14 protein-coding genes and 1 other annotated feature are annotated in these 17,865 nt (G+C 35.0%); of the genes, 4 read left to right on the top strand and 10 right to left on the bottom strand.

The features are described from left to right. Positions 1 to 157: 157 nt before the first annotated feature. A complete protein-coding gene (locus SLH52_RS04120; RefSeq protein ID WP_320208011.1) occupies positions 158 to 1,285 on the bottom strand; it encodes a glycosyltransferase family 4 protein in 1,128 nt (375 codons plus the stop codon). A gap of 385 nt (positions 1,286 to 1,670) precedes the next feature. Continuing rightward, the gene (locus SLH52_RS04115) at positions 1,671 to 2,609 is read right to left on the bottom strand and encodes a dTDP-glucose 4,6-dehydratase (protein ID WP_320208010.1); all 939 of its coding nucleotides are present in this window, start codon (positions 2,607 to 2,609) and stop codon (positions 1,671 to 1,673) included. 330 nt (positions 2,610 to 2,939) lie between these two features. On the opposite strand from SLH52_RS04115, the gene SLH52_RS04110 reads away from it, so the two are divergent. Further along, positions 2,940 to 3,386 carry a hypothetical protein gene (locus tag SLH52_RS04110; protein WP_320208009.1) on the top strand — a complete coding sequence of 149 codons (447 nt, stop codon included), beginning with the start codon at positions 2,940 to 2,942 and terminating at the stop codon, positions 3,384 to 3,386. Positions 3,387 to 3,538: 152 nt separating this feature from the next. Here SLH52_RS04110 and SLH52_RS04105 read toward each other — a convergent pair whose 3' ends face one another. The 3 genes from SLH52_RS04105 to SLH52_RS04095 all read right to left on the bottom strand — a co-directional run bounded on the left by SLH52_RS04105 (position 3,539) and on the right by SLH52_RS04095 (position 7,856). Further along, positions 3,539 to 4,327 carry an SDR family oxidoreductase gene (locus SLH52_RS04105; RefSeq protein ID WP_320208008.1) on the bottom strand — a complete coding sequence of 263 codons (789 nt, stop codon included), beginning with the start codon at positions 4,325 to 4,327 and terminating at the stop codon, positions 3,539 to 3,541. A 282-nt stretch (positions 4,328 to 4,609) separates the two neighbouring features. Beyond that, complete coding sequence (locus SLH52_RS04100; protein ID WP_320208007.1) at positions 4,610 to 6,280, bottom strand: glutamine--tRNA ligase/YqeY domain fusion protein; 1,671 nt, start codon at positions 6,278 to 6,280, stop codon at positions 4,610 to 4,612. Positions 6,281 to 6,349: 69 nt separating this feature from the next. Continuing rightward, positions 6,350 to 6,607: a binding site (T-box leader), on the bottom strand. A 283-nt stretch (positions 6,608 to 6,890) separates the two neighbouring features. Then, positions 6,891 to 7,856 (bottom strand): MBL fold metallo-hydrolase, encoded by a 966-nt coding sequence (locus SLH52_RS04095; RefSeq protein ID WP_320208006.1) that lies wholly within the window; start codon positions 7,854 to 7,856, stop codon positions 6,891 to 6,893. Between the two features lie 711 nt (positions 7,857 to 8,567). Here SLH52_RS04095 and proI point away from each other — a divergent pair. Beyond that, positions 8,568 to 9,404 carry a pyrroline-5-carboxylate reductase ProI gene (gene proI, locus SLH52_RS04090; protein WP_320208005.1) on the top strand — a complete coding sequence of 279 codons (837 nt, stop codon included), beginning with the start codon at positions 8,568 to 8,570 and terminating at the stop codon, positions 9,402 to 9,404. Positions 9,405 to 9,525: 121 nt separating this feature from the next. Here the strand turns inward: proI and rnz are convergent, their stop codons facing one another. Next, entirely contained in the window at positions 9,526 to 10,467 is a 942-nt protein-coding gene (rnz, locus tag SLH52_RS04085) for a ribonuclease Z (RefSeq protein WP_320208004.1), read from the bottom strand. A gap of 417 nt (positions 10,468 to 10,884) precedes the next feature. On the opposite strand from rnz, the gene zwf reads away from it, so the two are divergent. Together zwf and SLH52_RS04075 are read left to right on the top strand one after the other, a co-directional pair. Next, complete coding sequence (gene zwf / locus SLH52_RS04080; RefSeq protein ID WP_320208003.1) at positions 10,885 to 12,363, top strand: glucose-6-phosphate dehydrogenase; 1,479 nt, start codon at positions 10,885 to 10,887, stop codon at positions 12,361 to 12,363. 67 nt (positions 12,364 to 12,430) lie between these two features. Continuing rightward, complete coding sequence (locus SLH52_RS04075) at positions 12,431 to 13,045, top strand: cyclase family protein (protein WP_320208002.1); 615 nt, start codon at positions 12,431 to 12,433, stop codon at positions 13,043 to 13,045. Between the two features lie 205 nt (positions 13,046 to 13,250). Here the strand turns inward: SLH52_RS04075 and rpiA are convergent, their stop codons facing one another. The 4 genes from rpiA to gndA all read right to left on the bottom strand — a co-directional run bounded on the left by rpiA (position 13,251) and on the right by gndA (position 17,803). Beyond that, a complete protein-coding gene (rpiA, locus tag SLH52_RS04070; RefSeq protein ID WP_320208001.1) occupies positions 13,251 to 13,922 on the bottom strand; it encodes a ribose-5-phosphate isomerase RpiA in 672 nt (223 codons plus the stop codon). Positions 13,923 to 14,115: 193 nt separating this feature from the next. Then, positions 14,116 to 15,447, bottom strand: coding sequence for a CoA-disulfide reductase (locus SLH52_RS04065; protein WP_320208000.1), 1,332 nt, complete (start codon positions 15,445 to 15,447; stop codon positions 14,116 to 14,118). Between the two features lie 70 nt (positions 15,448 to 15,517). Beyond that, positions 15,518 to 16,303, bottom strand: a complete 786-nt coding sequence (locus tag SLH52_RS04060) for an alpha/beta hydrolase (RefSeq protein WP_320207999.1) — start codon at positions 16,301 to 16,303, stop codon at positions 15,518 to 15,520. Between the two features lie 87 nt (positions 16,304 to 16,390). Next, the gene (gene gndA, locus SLH52_RS04055; RefSeq protein WP_320207998.1) at positions 16,391 to 17,803 is read right to left on the bottom strand and encodes an NADP-dependent phosphogluconate dehydrogenase; all 1,413 of its coding nucleotides are present in this window, start codon (positions 17,801 to 17,803) and stop codon (positions 16,391 to 16,393) included. Between the last annotated feature and the right edge of the window lie 62 nt (positions 17,804 to 17,865).

Raw genomic sequence — 17,865 nt, 5'->3', positions numbered from 1 at the left:
TTAACAGACTGTCATGCTTAAACTTTATTCCGTTACGTTCAAATAAATTGCATGCTTTTCGGTAAATCCTTGAACTAATGGTGAAAGCAACTAATAGTTTTCATAGAATTAAATTGTAGCAATAGTTGTTATTCATATTTATGAGTGTTGAGAATAGTTATTGGTTATGTCTTCTAATCGTGTTTACATATTTACTGACACATTCGTTAATATCATACTTCTTCTTTACAGTCATTTTTGCGCTTTTTGTTAATTCCGATAATTTATAGTAATTCTCATATGAATAAATTAATGCATCAGCAAGTTCGTCTATATTCCCTGGTTTCACCCCTATTCCATTAATATTCGGGCGTAAATAATCTTGTATACCTTCTGTATAAGAGGCTATTACAGGCACTTGAAGAGCCATCGCCTCTAGTCCAACAATACCTAGACCTTCACTTAGTGTAGGAAACACAAAAACATTACAGCACTTAACCAATTCGAGAGGTTTTTTTAGCATACCAGTAAACACAACATGTTCTTGTATACCACTTTGATGTATTTCATATAGTACTTTCTCATAATAGTCCTGTTCAGCAATTTCACCTATAATGATTAATTTCGCTCTTTTAATTTGATTTAGCGCTTTTTTAAAAGATTTAACTAAATGTAATATCCCCTTCCTTTCTTCTACACGCCCTAAAGTAACAAAACAAAATTCATCGCTCTCACAATATAATATTTTTAACTTTTTGTTTATCTGAATATTCTCACAATATTCCACGTCAATTCCCCAAGGGATAACCTCTAATTTGTTCTTATCAATATTCATGTTCACTTCTAGAAATTCTTTCCAATAATATGACATTGTATATATTTCATCACACATATTAAATGCATAACCATCTGCTATGTTCATCCATGCTGGCCTATTAACATTCCAACTGTGAAACGTTGCTACAATTGGAATATCTTTACCACAAAGTTCCTTTGCCATATTTACTAAGAAAGCTGGATATCCAGCATGTACATGAACAAGGTCAAATTGATCTAGAATAGTTGTCAACGATATAATTTCCATCCACATGCTTTTGTAATCACGCTTAAAGGAGTCAACTTTTATAATAGGAACATCATTTTTCTTTAATATTCCTTCATATTCATCCCAATTCTTTATTTGTTCAACTGGATTTGAAGTTGCCACAGTTACTTCACAATATTTTCTTAATTCTAAAGATAATGTAGTTACAACTTTTCCAGAACCACTTATTAAAAATGGGGTGATTTCCAATACCCTCATCATTTTCCATCACCTCTTATTTAAAATTGTATATAATCTATCTCTAGTCTAGTTACCAAATATACAATAATATTGAGATGCCACCTTGTTTGATCAGTTGCTGATATTTTCACCACCACTAAATCTAATTTTCGTACGTTTACTAAATGTATTTTGCGGTATGTTTGTTTCAGAATAAGTAGTTCCGGTCTAATGTATATCCATTACACTTAAATAATTTCTAGAGAACCAACAATTATCTCCAAAACTATGACTAGTAGTCATAATATCGGTTTTCGATTTTAATTAAAGCAATCAATCCAAATCTAAATCTTTATAACAGTATAGTACTTAGTTTAAGCTCTTTTTCTTTCCACTATGTCCTATTAGACTAATTTATTATATTTTCTCACCTATCTTTTAACCACTCCTCTGTTCTTCTTATTCCTTCTTCTAAACTCACTTTCGGCACCCATCCTAATAGTTGTGTTGCCTTATCAAAATTACATAGTAGTTTCTCAATTTCACTTTGAGGATGAATATGAGGTACGAGTCGAATCCTAGATTGATCACCATCAACAATCATCTTTGCTAACTTTTTTATTGAAATATCAGATCCTAACCCTGCATTTATTATTTCTCCATTTGTTTGATTAGAGTAGCCTGCTGTAACAATAAATCGAGCACAGTCATCTACAAAAAGAAAATCTCTCGTCTGAGTCCCATTACCATATATATTTAAGCTTTGACCATTCAATTTATTTTGCAGAAATTTAGTAATAACCCCACCTTCTCCATTTGACTTTTGATAAGGACCATACGTATTAAACGGGCGAAGAACTACTACTGGAAGACCGTATGAATAATAATAAGAGAGCACCATACTTTCCGCTGCTATTTTTGCTCCTGCATATGGGGAGGCTGGTTTAATTGAATGTGTCTCATTAATACCAACATCGTTTGAAGATCGATCATAAACCATACATGTACTCATAAAAACAAGCTTTACAGCATATCTCCTGCATTGTTCAAGAATGTAGAATGTTCCAATTGTATCATTATTAAAAGTTGTATCGGGATGCTCAATACTATCATGAACATTAATGCTCGCCGCCAGATGATAACAAAGATCAAATTTTTGTAGAAAGAGCTCGTTTAATAAAGCAGTGTCTTTAATATCCCCATGAACAAATTCCATAAAATTTTCATTACCTATAAACTCTTCAATATTTTCTTTTCTACCGTTAGATAGGTCGTCCACTATCCACACTTTGTGCTGATCCGATAATAACTGTTTAACAACCCATCTACCAATAAATCCAGCCCCCCCTGGAACAAGTATTTTCAAGGGCAAATTCCTCCTATAAAGTAGTGCCTCAATTTATTCTTTCAAATCCATTTATGCTCAATGTATTCCGGTTAAAGTTGTACTATGTATAACAAATTACTATTAGTCTAAATCATCATGTTCTCATTGAATAAGTTAAGTAATTTATTTCCTTATGGACTTACCACTCAAAAAACCTTACTCTGTAATACATGAGCAAGGTTTACTGAAATGTATAAGATAACTAAACAGCTACTATTACCAAAGAAGATATTATTTACCCCCGTGCCCAATCAATGCTGATTAGCAAGAATAAAATACACTAGACAAACTATGAAAAGGGGTTAAAACATGGGTAAATATACTACATCGTCATGTTGTGGTAGCACTAAGATAACTACCACAGAGAAGACAGCTTGTTGCGATTGCCCTACCTTTGTTAACCAGATGAACAGTAGTGTTAACTTATCTTGTGGGGCATCTGAATACACAATTTTCGCTGGAAATACCCAAGGCTCTTTAAGTGGAACAATCTCTACCAATGGAGCCGGTACAGGACCTTGCTCTAATGCAACTATACGTATCTTATCAAATAACCTATTATTACATCAACAGGATTTAATTGTGACACAAAACTTTAGCTTTTCTTTTAATAATGTAACAAGAGTTACCGCTTCGTGTAGTGGAGGTAACGATGGCGATATGTGTGAAATAAAATGGGAGTTGGCATCTTCAGAAAGATGCATAACAAATAGTCCTCCCCCAACAACATTTTCTTCAAACTCAAATGGACCATAGAATCAAAATTCTATTGCTGTAGCAGTGATTCCCGAATTATATAACAATTCCATAAATTAACAAATCTTAACTAAGCGCTCTTAGACAAGTTACCACCGTTCATAGCGGTGGTTTGTTTTGTGTAATGTTAAATTACTCCTCATTAACTAATGTTATTTCTTATCAAATACTCCTGCAAATTTCTCAAAAGCTCTAGGAAATAAATGATACAAAACACTACTAGCATTCATCCATCTAGGTAAATTTAACTCTCGCTTAGGATGAATCATTAATTTTATGATTTGCTCAGACACATACTCTGATTTCAAGATTATTTTTTTTACATTTTTCACATAATTACCTGATTTATCAGCAGTATTGAAAAAATTTGTTTCAATTGGTCCGGGATTAACTGCTGAAACATGAATATTTGTTTTAGCAAGCTCCATTCTTAAACTATTTGTAAATCCGATGACTGCATGCTTGCTAGCTGAATAACCACTAGATTTAGGTGTAGCCAATTTGCCCGCTTGAGATGCAATATTTATAATATGCCCCGAGTTATTGCTTACCATAGAAGGTAGCACTTCCTTCGTACAAGCCGTTAACCCAAGTACATTTACCGCAAACATTCGTTCAATATCATCCATATTTGCTTCAATAAATGAATCAAAAATACCGAATCCAGCGTTATTTACGAGAATGTCTATATGTCCAACTTGTTGATAAATTTGTTGAAAAACTACCTTTACTTGAGCTAAGTTACTTACATCAAGTGGAAAATACAGACTATCGACTGAAGCTTTTTCATTTATATATGATGAAATTTCTCTTAATTTGTCTTCAGATCGAGCTAGCATTATAGGGCGAGCACCCATCTCAGCCACCTTCAAAGCAATTTTTTCACCAATCCCTGAGGAAGCTCCTGTAATAACGATGTTTTTATTTAATAGTGTATTCATACTTCTCCCCCGCAAAAATTAAGTTCCATAAGAGACATATTTGCCCATTTTATTTTTATATGACGGTTTTATCAATTGTAGCCTTTAAAAGTTTTTTTATCTATAGACAAGCATTGTATTTTCACATGCATTAATACACCTGATAGGATCGAACATTTACTAAGCCATTTTCAATTCTTTTCTTTTCCAATATAAATATTGATTGCCTTAATAATTGAGGTAGTTTCTGGTTTACTAGACGTTTACTAATATTGTAATTTAATCACTTGGATTATCATCATTCTATTTTCTTTTCCAAGAATCTTTTAATGCAACAATTCTGTTAAAAATTAACTTTTCGGCTGATGAATTTTTATCTACGTTGAAATAACCATGACGGAAAAATTGAAACTTACTTTCAATCTTTGAGTTGTTAATAGCAGGTTCTATGACACAGTCTTTTTTAATCACTTTCGAATTCGGATTGATTTTTTCCATCCATGTTTTCTCTTTGTCCTTTACGATATCTTCATTCTCGAATAATTTCTCATATAATATAACGTCTGCTTTTACACTATGTAGAGCTGAAACCCAATGAATCGTACCCTTTACTTTTCTGCCTGCAAAACCTGTTCCACTTTTTGTTTTTTGGTCATACGTACAACGAAGTTCAATAATTTCACCAGTCTCATCCTTTATAACTTCATTACACTTAATAAAATAGGCTCCCTTTAATCGAACCTCTGAATTCAATGTTAACCTTTTAAAACCTTTTACGGGCACTTCCATAAAATCATCTTTTTCAATATAGATTACGCTTGAAAAAGGTACAGCTCTTTTTCCTAAATTAGGATTTTCTACATTGTTGTCAATTGATAGCATTTCCTTCTTATTTTCATCAAAGTTCGTAATAGTAACCTTTAAAGGATTTAACACAGCCATAACACTTTTCACTTTCGGTTTCAGTTCGTTACGAACGATACTTTCAAGCATTGCATAATTAACAGTGCTTTGATGTTTTACAAAACCAATTTCATTTATAAACTTTCTGATACTTTCTGGAGTAACTCCTCTTCTTCTTAATCCCCTTATTGTTGGTAATCTCGGGTCATCCCATCCATCTACATACCCTTCTGTTACCAGCTCTCTTAAATATCTTTTACTAGTTACAACTCCTGTTAGATTTACCCTGCCAAACTCTCTTTGTTTCGGTGGTTCTTTTACATCGAGTTCACTTAATACCCATTCGTATAACGGGCGATGGTCTCTAAATTCTATGGAGCATAGAGAATGTGTAACCCCTTCTATTGAATCTTGAATTGGATGTGCAAAATCATACATCGGATAAATACACCAATCACTACCCGTTCTATAATGGTTTTTGTGAATAATTCTATATAAGATAGGGTCTCTTAAATTGATATTTGGCGACTCCATATCTATTTTTGCTCGTAATACTTTAGAAGCTGTTGGAAATTCACCCTTTTTCATCTTTAAGAATAAAGTTAAATTTTTATCAATAGTTCTTTCTCTATATGGACTATTTTTTCCAGGTTCAATTAAAGTACCACGATAATTTGTAATTTCTTCAGGAGAAAGGTCACAAACATAAGCTTTACCTTTTTTTATCAATGTAACAGCAGCATTAAAAATTTCATTAGAATAGTCTGATCCATAAAATACTCGATTACCCGGGCGATAGCCTAACCAGTTAATATCCTCAATAATTGCATTAACATACTCAATATCCTCTTTTAAAGGGTTTGTATCATCAAAACGTAGATTAAAATTCCCATTAAACTTTTGAGAGACCATAAAGTTTGTATGAATAGCATAAACACTACCAATATGAAGATATCCATTTGGCTCAGGTGGGAACCTTGTACAAATAGGTCTATTAAAAGTACCATCCATTAAGTCGTCTTCGATTAATCTATCTATAAAACTGTTGGTAATTATCTTATTCTCACTCATTTTCTATCCTCCTAAATTTAAATTTGAATTGTTCAACAAAAAAAATCTCACCCCCAAGACTAGTTATGTCTTGGGGACGAGATTATATATCGTGGTACCACCCCAGTTTGTTAATATGTCACCATATTAACCTCTTCAGGTACGGTATTAAAATTTAATACTTATACCCTAGCTCTATAACAGGAGCACCTGTCACACTATCCCTTAAAATAAGTTCCAATGCGATACTCTGAGGCTTGGTTCAACAAATAATTCTTACTCCTTTTCAGCAGTTGGAGCTCTCTGTAAAGAATTAATATTATCTACTCTTCTCTTCGTCGCGATTACAATTTTTAGTTTTTTTTATAGTATCAGTGCAAGCATTTTTTGTAAATATTTACTTCTAAAATACACTAAATTGTTAAAATATATATCCGTTTAATGTTTAAGATATCATTTCATTATTCACACCCACTGAGGTCTGAGAAAGAAACAACACACGAATTAGCAGTACAAATTGAAGAAAGAAATTTAAAACAATATATAGTGGTTTAGCATAAGAGCCATCTACTTAAATAAGGCTAACTGGTCCTAGAACCGTTAGCCTTTATATACCTACTGTTTGTTCACGTTACAACACTTTAGAAACTTGAGCGGAATATAGCCATTGCTCGCTTGATGTATCGACTACAATTTCGTTGATATCAACTAAATAGTCCAATTGCCCAAACGCTTCAGACATTGTGAGAGCTAACTCCTTTTGATAAACAGAAGGATACAGCTCCTTACACACCTCAAAAGCAGTCATAGGTTTTTTCTTTAACATGTCTAGCACATAATATGCCTTTTCTTTTTGTTTATCAAGGCGTTTAAGAATTAACGAATGTGCATCTTCTATATCTTCTCCGTGACCAGTAAAAGCATAAGAGATATCAATATCAAGTAGCTTTTTAATTGACTCATTATATTGTAATTGAGGTTTTGGACGGTTTATCTCACCAAACATAGGTGCTTCAAGCAGCGGGTTAGGTGAAATAGCTGCTAATAAATGATCACCTGCAATTAACAGTCCATCTGATTCACGGTAAAGCACGATATGGCTTTGGGCATGCCCTGGTGTTTCTATAACCTTCCATTCATGCAAACCGTCAATTTTATCACCTTGAATAATTTCACCTGTTAATGACCGAGTGCAAGAAAAGCGGAGTGACAGTTTCATTTTCGCAATGAGAGGCATATAAGCTGGATCTATACCCGCTTGAAAAAAAAGTGATGTAAAAAAAGATTCCCTTTGCGTTAAGTATTCCTTATCTTGACTAATCCATGGTTCATTTTTCGGATGACCAATGACCGGTAGATCAGCAGGTAAATAATCCAGTAAACCAACATGATCTGGATGATGATGTGTAATAACAACTTGCTCAATATCCTCTGGACGATAGCCGTATTCCTTTAATTGAGTTCTAAAAACATTCCATGCTTCCTCTGTTTTAATTCCAGCGTCTATTAACGTTAAGCTGTCACCTTTTATGAGATACATATTAACATCACCAACTGGAAATGGTGTTGGTACAGTTAATTTTAAAATTTGCTCCATTACTTTCACCCTTTCATGTTCAATTATATTTATATAATCATTTTTCAGCTGTTAACGTACAATTTGATAGCTCCCCTAACATGAGGAGTTTAATTATCATATACTATGTATCATAGTTTACATGTTTTCCTCTCACTTGTCATTATATTCAAATAATTAGATATGATAACGCGTTAATGCGGTAAAAAAAATCAACTGATAGCTATTGACAAATAGATGTGGACAATTCATAATGACAAACAAATAAGAAAACTGAAAATCAAAACTTGTTGGGTATATGAGCTGAAAGACAAACACATGAATACACCTTTTGTCTTCAAATGTATGTCTGAACGACTTGAACCCGATCAAGCTCGATAACTAGACACAAATAACCTAGGCAATTTATGCCTTCTAACCATATAGCAAATGCACTGAATGGGACTAGTAAATGATTAATGGTAATAAGAGAATGAAATCCATCGGCTGAAAGATTTCATAACCCGCTTAATCAATGAACCTACCCAGGAGCAGTTAGCAAAACTAACCGTATACCCTCGTTACGGGAGAGAGCTGGACGATTTTCATTCGTGAATTGTGAGTTTCGAGTGTTATTGTCAATGAAGGTGGTACCGCGGAAATAGACCTATTCCGTCCTTTTTATGGATGAAATAGGTCTTTTTATATTTCACATGCTTTTTGGAATATCAATTTGATTTTGGAGGGATTACAATGAGCACCGAGTTAAATATTGCTTTCATCGGAGCAGGTTCGATGGCTGAAGCGCTAATAGCTGGTATGGTGAAGGAATCACTGTATCAACCAAAGCAAATTTCAGTAACAAATCGCTCCAACTATTCTCGTTTAGTAGAATTATCGAATAAATATGGGGTGACAACGACTACCACTAAAGAAAGCCTTATAAAGAATGCGGATGTTATCGTCCTAGCAATGAAACCGAAAGATGTGGCTGAAGGGTTGTCCTCCATATCGAAATATATTCGAGCAGATCAGCTCATTATTTCATTGTTGGCAGGCGTTTCTACGACATCTATAAATGAACTTTTACAGGAAAAGAACCCTGTTATACGAGCCATGCCAAATACGTCTGCAACCATTGGCAAATCCGCAACTGCTTTGGCACAAGGAACATATAGTTCAAAAAGCCATTTAGAAATTGCTAGGACATTGTTTGAAACTGTTGGGATCGTTACTATAGTTGCTGAAGACAAGTTACATGCTGTAACAGGCCTTTCTGGAAGTGGGCCAGCATATGTATATTATTTAGTGGAAGCAATGGAAAATGCATCAGTTGAAATTGGCCTAGATAAAGCTGTTGCCAAAGAGCTTATTTTACAAACAATTATCGGGGCAGCAGAAATGTTAAAGACATCAGAAAAACAACCGGCCACACTTAGACGCGAGGTGACAAGTCCAGGTGGTACAACAGAGGCTGGCATACAGGTCCTAGAACAGCATCAATATCAACAAGCTGTAATTGCGTGTATAAAACGGGCAACTGATAGATCAACTGAATTGGGGGCAGCTTTAACACAACTTGTTAAATAGCAAAGCTTAGCATACCCAATTCTACCTTAGAGCAATCTATTTCATCAGGTGGAGCATTTCCCCACCTGATGACAACCCATTTAAATGAAGTAGAAACTAACTTCATATCAAAAAAATGACATTAACCTTTCATACCTCTTGATAATTTTGGAATAGGGTATGACAAAAAGTCATGAGCCATATATGTATTATCGAATATCTCACGAGCCTCATTTACAAGCACTTCAGAGCTACTCCCCTGATAGCGCGAGCTAATATGTGTTAGCATCAAAGCTTTAACATTAGCCTTTTTTGCAATCTCTGCAGCTTCATAACTAGTTGAATGAAAATAATTATAAGCTAACTCTTCTTCAGCTCCTCCAAAAGTTGCTTCATGAATCAATAAGTCTGCATTTTTACCGAGTTCAACACTTTTTTCGTTACTTCTCGTATCTCCTAAAACCGTAATAATTCTCCCTTTTTGGCTTGGACCAATAAATTGTTTTCCATCAATGATGTCACCGTTTTCTAACTCAATAGTTAAACCCTTTTTTATTTGTTGGTATATTGGACCAGGGGGGATACCACGTGCTTTTAACTCGTCTACAAGTAACGCTCCTGGTAAATCTTTTTCAACAATTCGATATCCATAGGAAGTGATACCATGTTCAAGTTTACCTGCAGTAACATGAAATTGCTCATCCTCATAGATCAACCCTTCATCAATTTCATGAATATGTAAATCGTATTTTAAGCGGGTGCTACTAGTTTTTAAGGAGATGGTTAAATAATCTTTAATACCGCTCGGTCCATAAACTGTCACTGGTGTTTCTCCACCTTGAAACGATCGGCTTCCTAATAACCCTGAAAGTCCAAAAATATGATCGCCATGAAGATGGGTGATAAAAATTTTGTCTATTCTCCTCGGGCGAATTGACGTATGTAAAATTTGGTGTTGAGTTGCTTCACCACAATCAAAAAGCCACACGGATGCACGCTCTTCTAACAATTGTAAAGCAATTGATGTTACGTTCCGCTCCTTTGCAGGTACACCAGCCCCTGTTCCTAAAAAAATAACTTCCATAATAATACCTCCCCCACCGTTGCGCTATACTAAGCATAACAACTACAGTTAGATTAGGCAAAAAGAAAAATGATAGTTAAACTCATGTATGATTTCTTCAAATAATGACTCCAGAACTTCATCATACCAGTAGCTGTTGTATTAATAGACTTTTGTTACTAAGTATATATTTAATACATAAGTTTACTATGTAGGTGTCGGTTTTTTTCGATAAATATGTAGAATATTAGCCTGTTTTATCGTATTTTTTCTTTTAAAACATAAAATTGGTTGCTATAAATTTTATTTTTGTAGTCATTTATGATAAAACTAAATATAAAGGATCAGCTAATATCATATATTTTCCTTTTACTTACAAACCACAATTAAGTATTGCATAAATACTTTTAACGCTACGAGAAGAGAGAGGTTTTGAGCGTGAGCAATGTAGAAAAACCAAAAGCAATTATTATTATTTTTGGAGCAACAGGTGACTTAGCAAAGCGAAAATTATATCCCTCCATTTATAACCTATTTAAGGAAAAAAAGATGTCTAATGACTTTGCAGTTGTGGGGGTTGCAAGGCGACCTTTATCAAACGAAGAGTTCCGTAACGATGTAAAAACTTCGATTGAAGATTCCAATATCCAAGAGCTTGATAATGATGATTTTACGTCGCATTTTTACTATCACCCTTTTGACGTAACGAATAGTTCTTCATACGAGCAATTAAAGGAGTTAGTAGACACACTTGATACAAAATATAACACCGTGGGCAACCGAATGTTTTATTTAGCAATGGCTCCGGAGTTTTTCGGTACAATTGCCTCTTTCTTAAAATCAGAAGGATTAACAAACACTCAAGGGTGGTCAAGGCTAGTCATTGAAAAACCTTTCGGGCATGACCTACCATCAGCACAAAAATTAAATGAACAAATTAGAGAATCCTTCTCTGAAGATCAAATATATCGTATCGATCATTACTTGGGTAAAGAAATGGTTCAAAATATCGAAGTTATTCGCTTTGCGAATGCTTTATTTGAACCGCTCTGGAATAATAGATATATATCAAATATCCAAATTACGTCTAGTGAATCACTTGGTGTCGAAGATCGTGGACGATACTATGAAAAATCCGGAGCATTGCGGGATATGCTGCAAAACCATATGCTACAAATCGTATCTCTCCTAGCAATGGAACCACCAAGTAAGCTTGCAACAAAAGAAATTCGAAATGAGAAAGTAAAAGTATTAGGTGCACTTCGTCCAATAGAAGAACAAGAAGTTAATGATTATTTTGTTCGTGGTCAATACGGCAAAGGAATCGTTAACGATAAGAACGTGAGCGCATACCGTGAAGAAAATTTAGTTGATGCAGAGTCTAATACTGAAACGTATGTAGCTGGAAAACTACTTATCGATAATTTCCGCTGGGCAGGGGTACCTTTTTACATAAGAACAGGTAAAAGAATGCCTACAAAATCAACGAAAGTTGTAGTTCAATTTAATGATGTACCGATGAACCTCTATTATAAAAAAGGGGAAACGATGCACCCTAACTTACTCGTCATACACATTCAACCTGATGAAGGAATTACATTGCATTTGAATGCAAAAAGAAGTGGACAGACGATGAAAACAACACCTATACAGCTAGATTATTGCAATAATTGTGTGGACGGCATAAATACGCCTGAAGCATATGAAAAACTCATCTTTGATTGTATGAGGGGTGATGCTACGAACTTTACACATTGGGATGAAGTTGCTCTTTCTTGGAAATTTGTTGATACAATATCATCTGTTTGGGAAAAAGAGAAAGCACAGGATTTTCCTAATTATGAAGCTGGCACAACAGGACCAAAATTAGCAGATCAACTCCTTGCAAAAGATGGCTTCGCTTGGTGGGGGATTTAACCCTCCACCAGATATACATATTAATTTAGCGGGGGACATACCCCATGAAAGGAATTGAATAATAATAATGAAGATGTATGATGTGACTGCACAAGTTTATACAGGAATGCCTGTGTACAAAAATACACCTGCAAAACAACCGAGTTTAACAACTGTAACTAATGATTATATAACCGAATCTCGAATTGATATGGATGTGCACAGTGGCACGCATGTTGATGCGCCTCTACATATGATTAATGATGGCGAAACGATTGAAACGATATCAATTGAAGACTTAGTAGGCCAATGTAAAGTATTTGACCTAACAGAGGTTGAAGACCAGATTACAAAAAAAGACATTGAAAAATTCGACATTCAGGAAAATGATTTTGTTATATTCAAAACGAAAAATTCGTATGATGAAGAGTTTAATTTTGAATTTATTTTTGTAAATGAAGAAGCTGCAACTTATCTTGCTGAAAAAGGAATAAAGGGTGTTGGTGTTGATGCATTAGGCATCGAAAGAAGCCAGCCAGGACATCCAACACATAAAACATTATTTACGAATGATGTTATTATTATCGAAGGTCTTCGTTTAAAAGAGGTAGCTGCTGGTGAATACTTTATGGTTGCTGCTCCAATAAAGCTGCAGGGCTGTGATGCTGCTCCAGCGCGTGTTTTATTGTTTGAAGGTATGTAAAATAAAGAGCTCTCATAAATAGTTTTTCAATATAAAAATGTGTACATCCATATGTAAAAAGGTGTACACATTTTATTTTTTTATTTCAACTGTTAACACATCGATTGTTATTGATGAAAGCTTATATCGCTAATGTTTGTAGCATTTTTCTGTATTAAACCTTAGCGAGCGATTTAGTGTAGACAAATATCTACAAAGAAACAACCTATACCTTTTCAATAACTTGCACACCATCACTTGACCCAATGATAACTACGTTGGCCATATTCGGAAACAAACCTGTATCAATGACTCCTGAAACTTGTTTCAAGCTTTGCTGTAACACTGCTGGAGCATGAATTTCACTTACATTACAATCAAGTATGTAATTTCCATTGTCAGTAATATATGGCTCATTCTGAACAGTTCGTAGTTGAGGCAATACATTCAATTGCTGAGTAATTTCCTTAGCAGTTCTTTGCCAAGCAAATGGTACAACTTCAATTGGTAGTGGAAACTTTCCTAAGGTTTCCACGATTTTGGTTTCATCAGCAACTATGACTAACTGTTTTGAAGAAAGAGCAACTAACTTCTCTCTCAACAATGCACCACCTCCACCTTTTATAAGATTATACTCAGCATCAATTTCATCAGCACCATCTATTGTTATATCAAGTTCTTTTATTTCATCAAAATTACTCAATGGTATATTTAACTTTCTTGCTAATATCTCTGTATGATTTGAGGTAGGTATAGTCGTTATCGAAAGCCCTGCTTTTACTAACTCACCGAGCTTTTTAATTGTCCAATATACTGTTGAGCCCGTTCCAAGTCCTACTGTCATTCCATCTGTAATATATTCTACTGCTTTTTCTCCTGCAATTCTTTTTGTATCCACATAAGCCTCCTTATTTTATATCAAGTTTTTTTGGAAACTTTGTTGTTTTAGTTAATATATTTGAACTGCTAAGCAACTTTTATACAATTTCATAGTCGTTAACGAAGAAATAGATGCTCGAACTTGAGTTATATACATAATGATTTGTCAGTACAAAAAATATCAATCAATGCTACAACTATGATTCTAGTGTTTACCGTACCCTTCTAGCAGCCTGTTGAATCGGATCCCACGCACCGTTAAATGGCGGAGCATAACATAGATCAAGATCTTCTAGTTCGTTTACTGACATGCGATTATACAGCCCTGTTGCTAATACGTCCACACGCTTATCGACCCCTGCTTTACCGATCAATTGTCCACCAAGTAAAAGATGGTTATCACTTCTATAAACTAGCTTTATATGGATTGGATCAGCTCCTGGATAATACCCTGCAATATGCTTCGTAGTTATTTTTACTGTTTCATAGGGAATTTTTAGAGCATGAGCTTCTTTCTCAGAAAGTCCTGTTCTCCCTAACGATAGATCCATAAATTTAATAATGGATGACCCCGTAACTCCTGCAAAAGTTCTTGACTTTCCTACCATATTTAAACCAGCAAGCCTTCCCTGCTTGTTTGCTGTCGTTCCAAGAGGAATATAGTCATCTTGTCCTTTTACCATATGATATTGTACTGCACAATCTCCTGCCGCATACACATCCTCTATATTTGTTTGCATATAACGATTTATTTGAATTGCACCCTTTACGCCAAAAGCAAGCCCCGTGTCTTTCACAAATGTCGTATTAGGTCTTGCACCGATAGCTATTAAAACGAGATCTGTGTCATATTCACCACGATCAGTTTGCACTGATTCAACAAATTTATCCCCATTCAAAGAAAGGACATTCTCATTTGTATTTAACTCTATTCCATGCTTTATTGCTTCTTCATGAATGAGTTCAGCCATATCTTCATCAAAAATGCTTCCCAATTGACTACCACGTTGAATCATGCGAACATTTTTTCCAAGCATTTTGAAGTTCTCTGCCATCTCTAAGCCAATGTAACCACCACCAATTACAGTCACATTGTTTATATTATCATCCAGTTCTTCAAGTATGCTATTAGCATCTGGGATTGTTTTCAGTGTAAACACACGCTTAAGGTCAACACCCTTCCATTTTGGAACGACAGGTGATGCACCGCTAGCAATTAATAATTTATCATACTCATAAGCAAACGTTTCTCCGGTATGGCTGTTAATACCTTGAACTACTTTTTCTTCAGGAATAACATTTTGAACTTCGTGGTATATTTGAGCATTAATTCCGTACTTGTCTCGAAAAGTCTCCACAGACCTAGCTATAAGTTTCTCAGTAGATGGAATTACTCTACTTATCGTATATGGTAAACCGCATTGTCCATAAGAATAAATTCCACCTTTTTCTAATGTTGTGACCTTGGCATCGCTGTCATTTCTAATAATTTGCATAGCAGCACTCATACCAGCTGCATCACCGCCTATAATAACGTAATTCAAAAAATCATCCTCCCCGCTCTTATATTTATCAATGATTTTCAGTAACAGCGAAATTATTTTTTATCGGTTCTCACGATAAAAAACTTTTTATATCTGATAATAACTGTTCACTATCCTCAAACATGCTCATATGACCAACGTGTTTAATTAGAGATTGAGTTACATTATCTTTTGAAGTGGAAAACACCTTAGCTGTTGGTATGATTAGATCCTGTTCTCCTGCGACTAATAACACAGGTAAAGAAGTATGCTCTAGTATATCGCTGCGATTTGGGCGGTTTTTCATTGCCTTTAACGCACCAATAGTTCCCTCTTTTGATGTTTTATACCCAATTTCCTTTATGTAAGCCTCCTCTTCCATCATTTTCATTACGTTATTTTCCGAAAAAAGCTTAGGGACTAAACCATTAATTAGTGGCCTTACACCGTCTTTTTCAACTTTTTTAATATTCGCTTCCCTACCGGCTATCGCCTCATCTGAATCAGCAAAAGCAGTCGAATGAACGAGTGAAAAACTATTTAGCATGCTACTATAACGTTCTACAAAAGCGAGTGTAATGTACCCACCTAGGGAATGTCCAAACATTGAAACTTTATTAATATTCAGCGCTTCTAACAGAAGTTTAATATCTTCAGCCATATCTTCAATGGTATATTCGTCGGTTTGATAAGTTGAACCTCCGTGCCCGCGTAAATCAGGAGCAATTACTCGATATTGTTTCGCTAATTCTGGCATAATCCTTTCCCAATATGCATGACTCCCACAAAATCCATGCAGTAAGACAATTGGTTCCCCTTGTCCAACATCTTCATATGATAGTGTTAAATTTTCCGAAATAAACTGCTTCTTTAGCAAAATTTTCCCCTCCTATTGACTAATAAATAATTTAATCTTCAAATATACAAAAGAAAGCCCCACCTTAAGGAGCTTTCTTCATTACTTTTATTTTTCTAACCATTCTGTATGGAAAATGCCTTCTTTATCAATTCTTTGATACGTATGCGCTCCAAAATAGTCACGCTGTGCTTGAAGTAGGTTTGCAGGTAAAGTTTCAGTACGATAACTATCGTAATAAGCGAGAGCACTAGAAAATGCAGGTACAGGAATACCTAACTTCACCGCACTAGCAATAATCTCACGTAGTGATGATTGATAGCTTTCAACGATCTCTTTAAAATATGGATCAAGCAAAAGGTTTGGTAAATGAGCATCTCTATCATATGCATCCTTAATTTTTTGTAGGAATCTTGCTCGAATAATACATCCGCCTCTAAAAATCATCGCAATATCTCCGTATTGTAGATTCCAATCATATTCTTCAGAAGCAGCTTTATACTGAGCCCAGCCTTGAGCATAGGAACATATTTTACTCATATACAATGCTTTTCTTACGGCTTCAATAAACTCTTGTCTATCTCCGTCAAAAGCAGGTGATTGTGGACCACTTAACATGGAGCTTGCTTTAACCCGTTCTTCCTTCATAGCAGATATGAAGCGAGCAAAAACAGATTCTGTAATAATAGGTAATGGTACACCAAGGTCAAGAGCACTTTGGCTTGTCCACTTTCCTGTGCCTTTTTGACCAGCTGTATCTAAGATAACATCAACTAGAGGTTTCCCTGTTTCCTCATCAACTTTTTTGAATATATCTGCTGTGATTTCAATGAGATAACTATCAAGTTCACCAGTATTCCACTCTTTAAATATTTCATGAAGTTCTAAAGCGTTGAGTCCTAAGACGTTTTTCAATAGAAAATAAGCTTCACTAATAAGTTGCATATCGCCATATTCAATTCCATTATGCACCATTTTTACATAATGTCCAGCTCCATCTGGGCCAATATATGTACAACAAGGCTCACCATCAACTTTTGCGGAAATAGCTTCAAAAATTGGTCGTACAAGTTCGTATGCTTCCTTTTGGCCACCTGGCATAATAGCTGGGCCTTTTAAAGCACCTTCCTCTCCACCTGAAACCCCTGTACCAATAAAGTGAATGCCTTTCTCAGCTAACAGTTGGTTTCTTCTTTGTGTATCGCCAAAATAAGTATTTCCACCGTCTATTAAAATATCCCCTTTTGATAAGTGAGGAAGTAATTGTTCAATCGTTGCATCCGTCGGTTTCCCTGCCTTAACCATCAACATGATTTTCCGTGGTACTTCAAGTGATTCCACAAATTCTTCAATGCTATAAGTAGGTTTTACATTTTTTCCTTGTGCTTCACTAAGCATTTCATCCGTTTTTCCACGTGAACGATTATATACAGATATAGAGTACCCTCTACTTTCAATATTAAATGCTAAATTTTTCCCCATGACCGCTAAGCCGATCACACCAATTTGCTGTTTTGTCATGATAAGTACTTCCTTTCTATCAACAAATTCTATATTCAACCTTGAAAATACCACAAATATAC

This window comes from Cytobacillus sp. IB215665, from assembly GCF_033963835.1.
Taxonomy (GTDB): domain Bacteria; phylum Bacillota; class Bacilli; order Bacillales; family SM2101; genus Nanhaiella.
The sequence above is the reverse complement of the archived record's forward strand: the minus strand, read 5'-3'. Positions and strand labels throughout refer to the sequence as shown.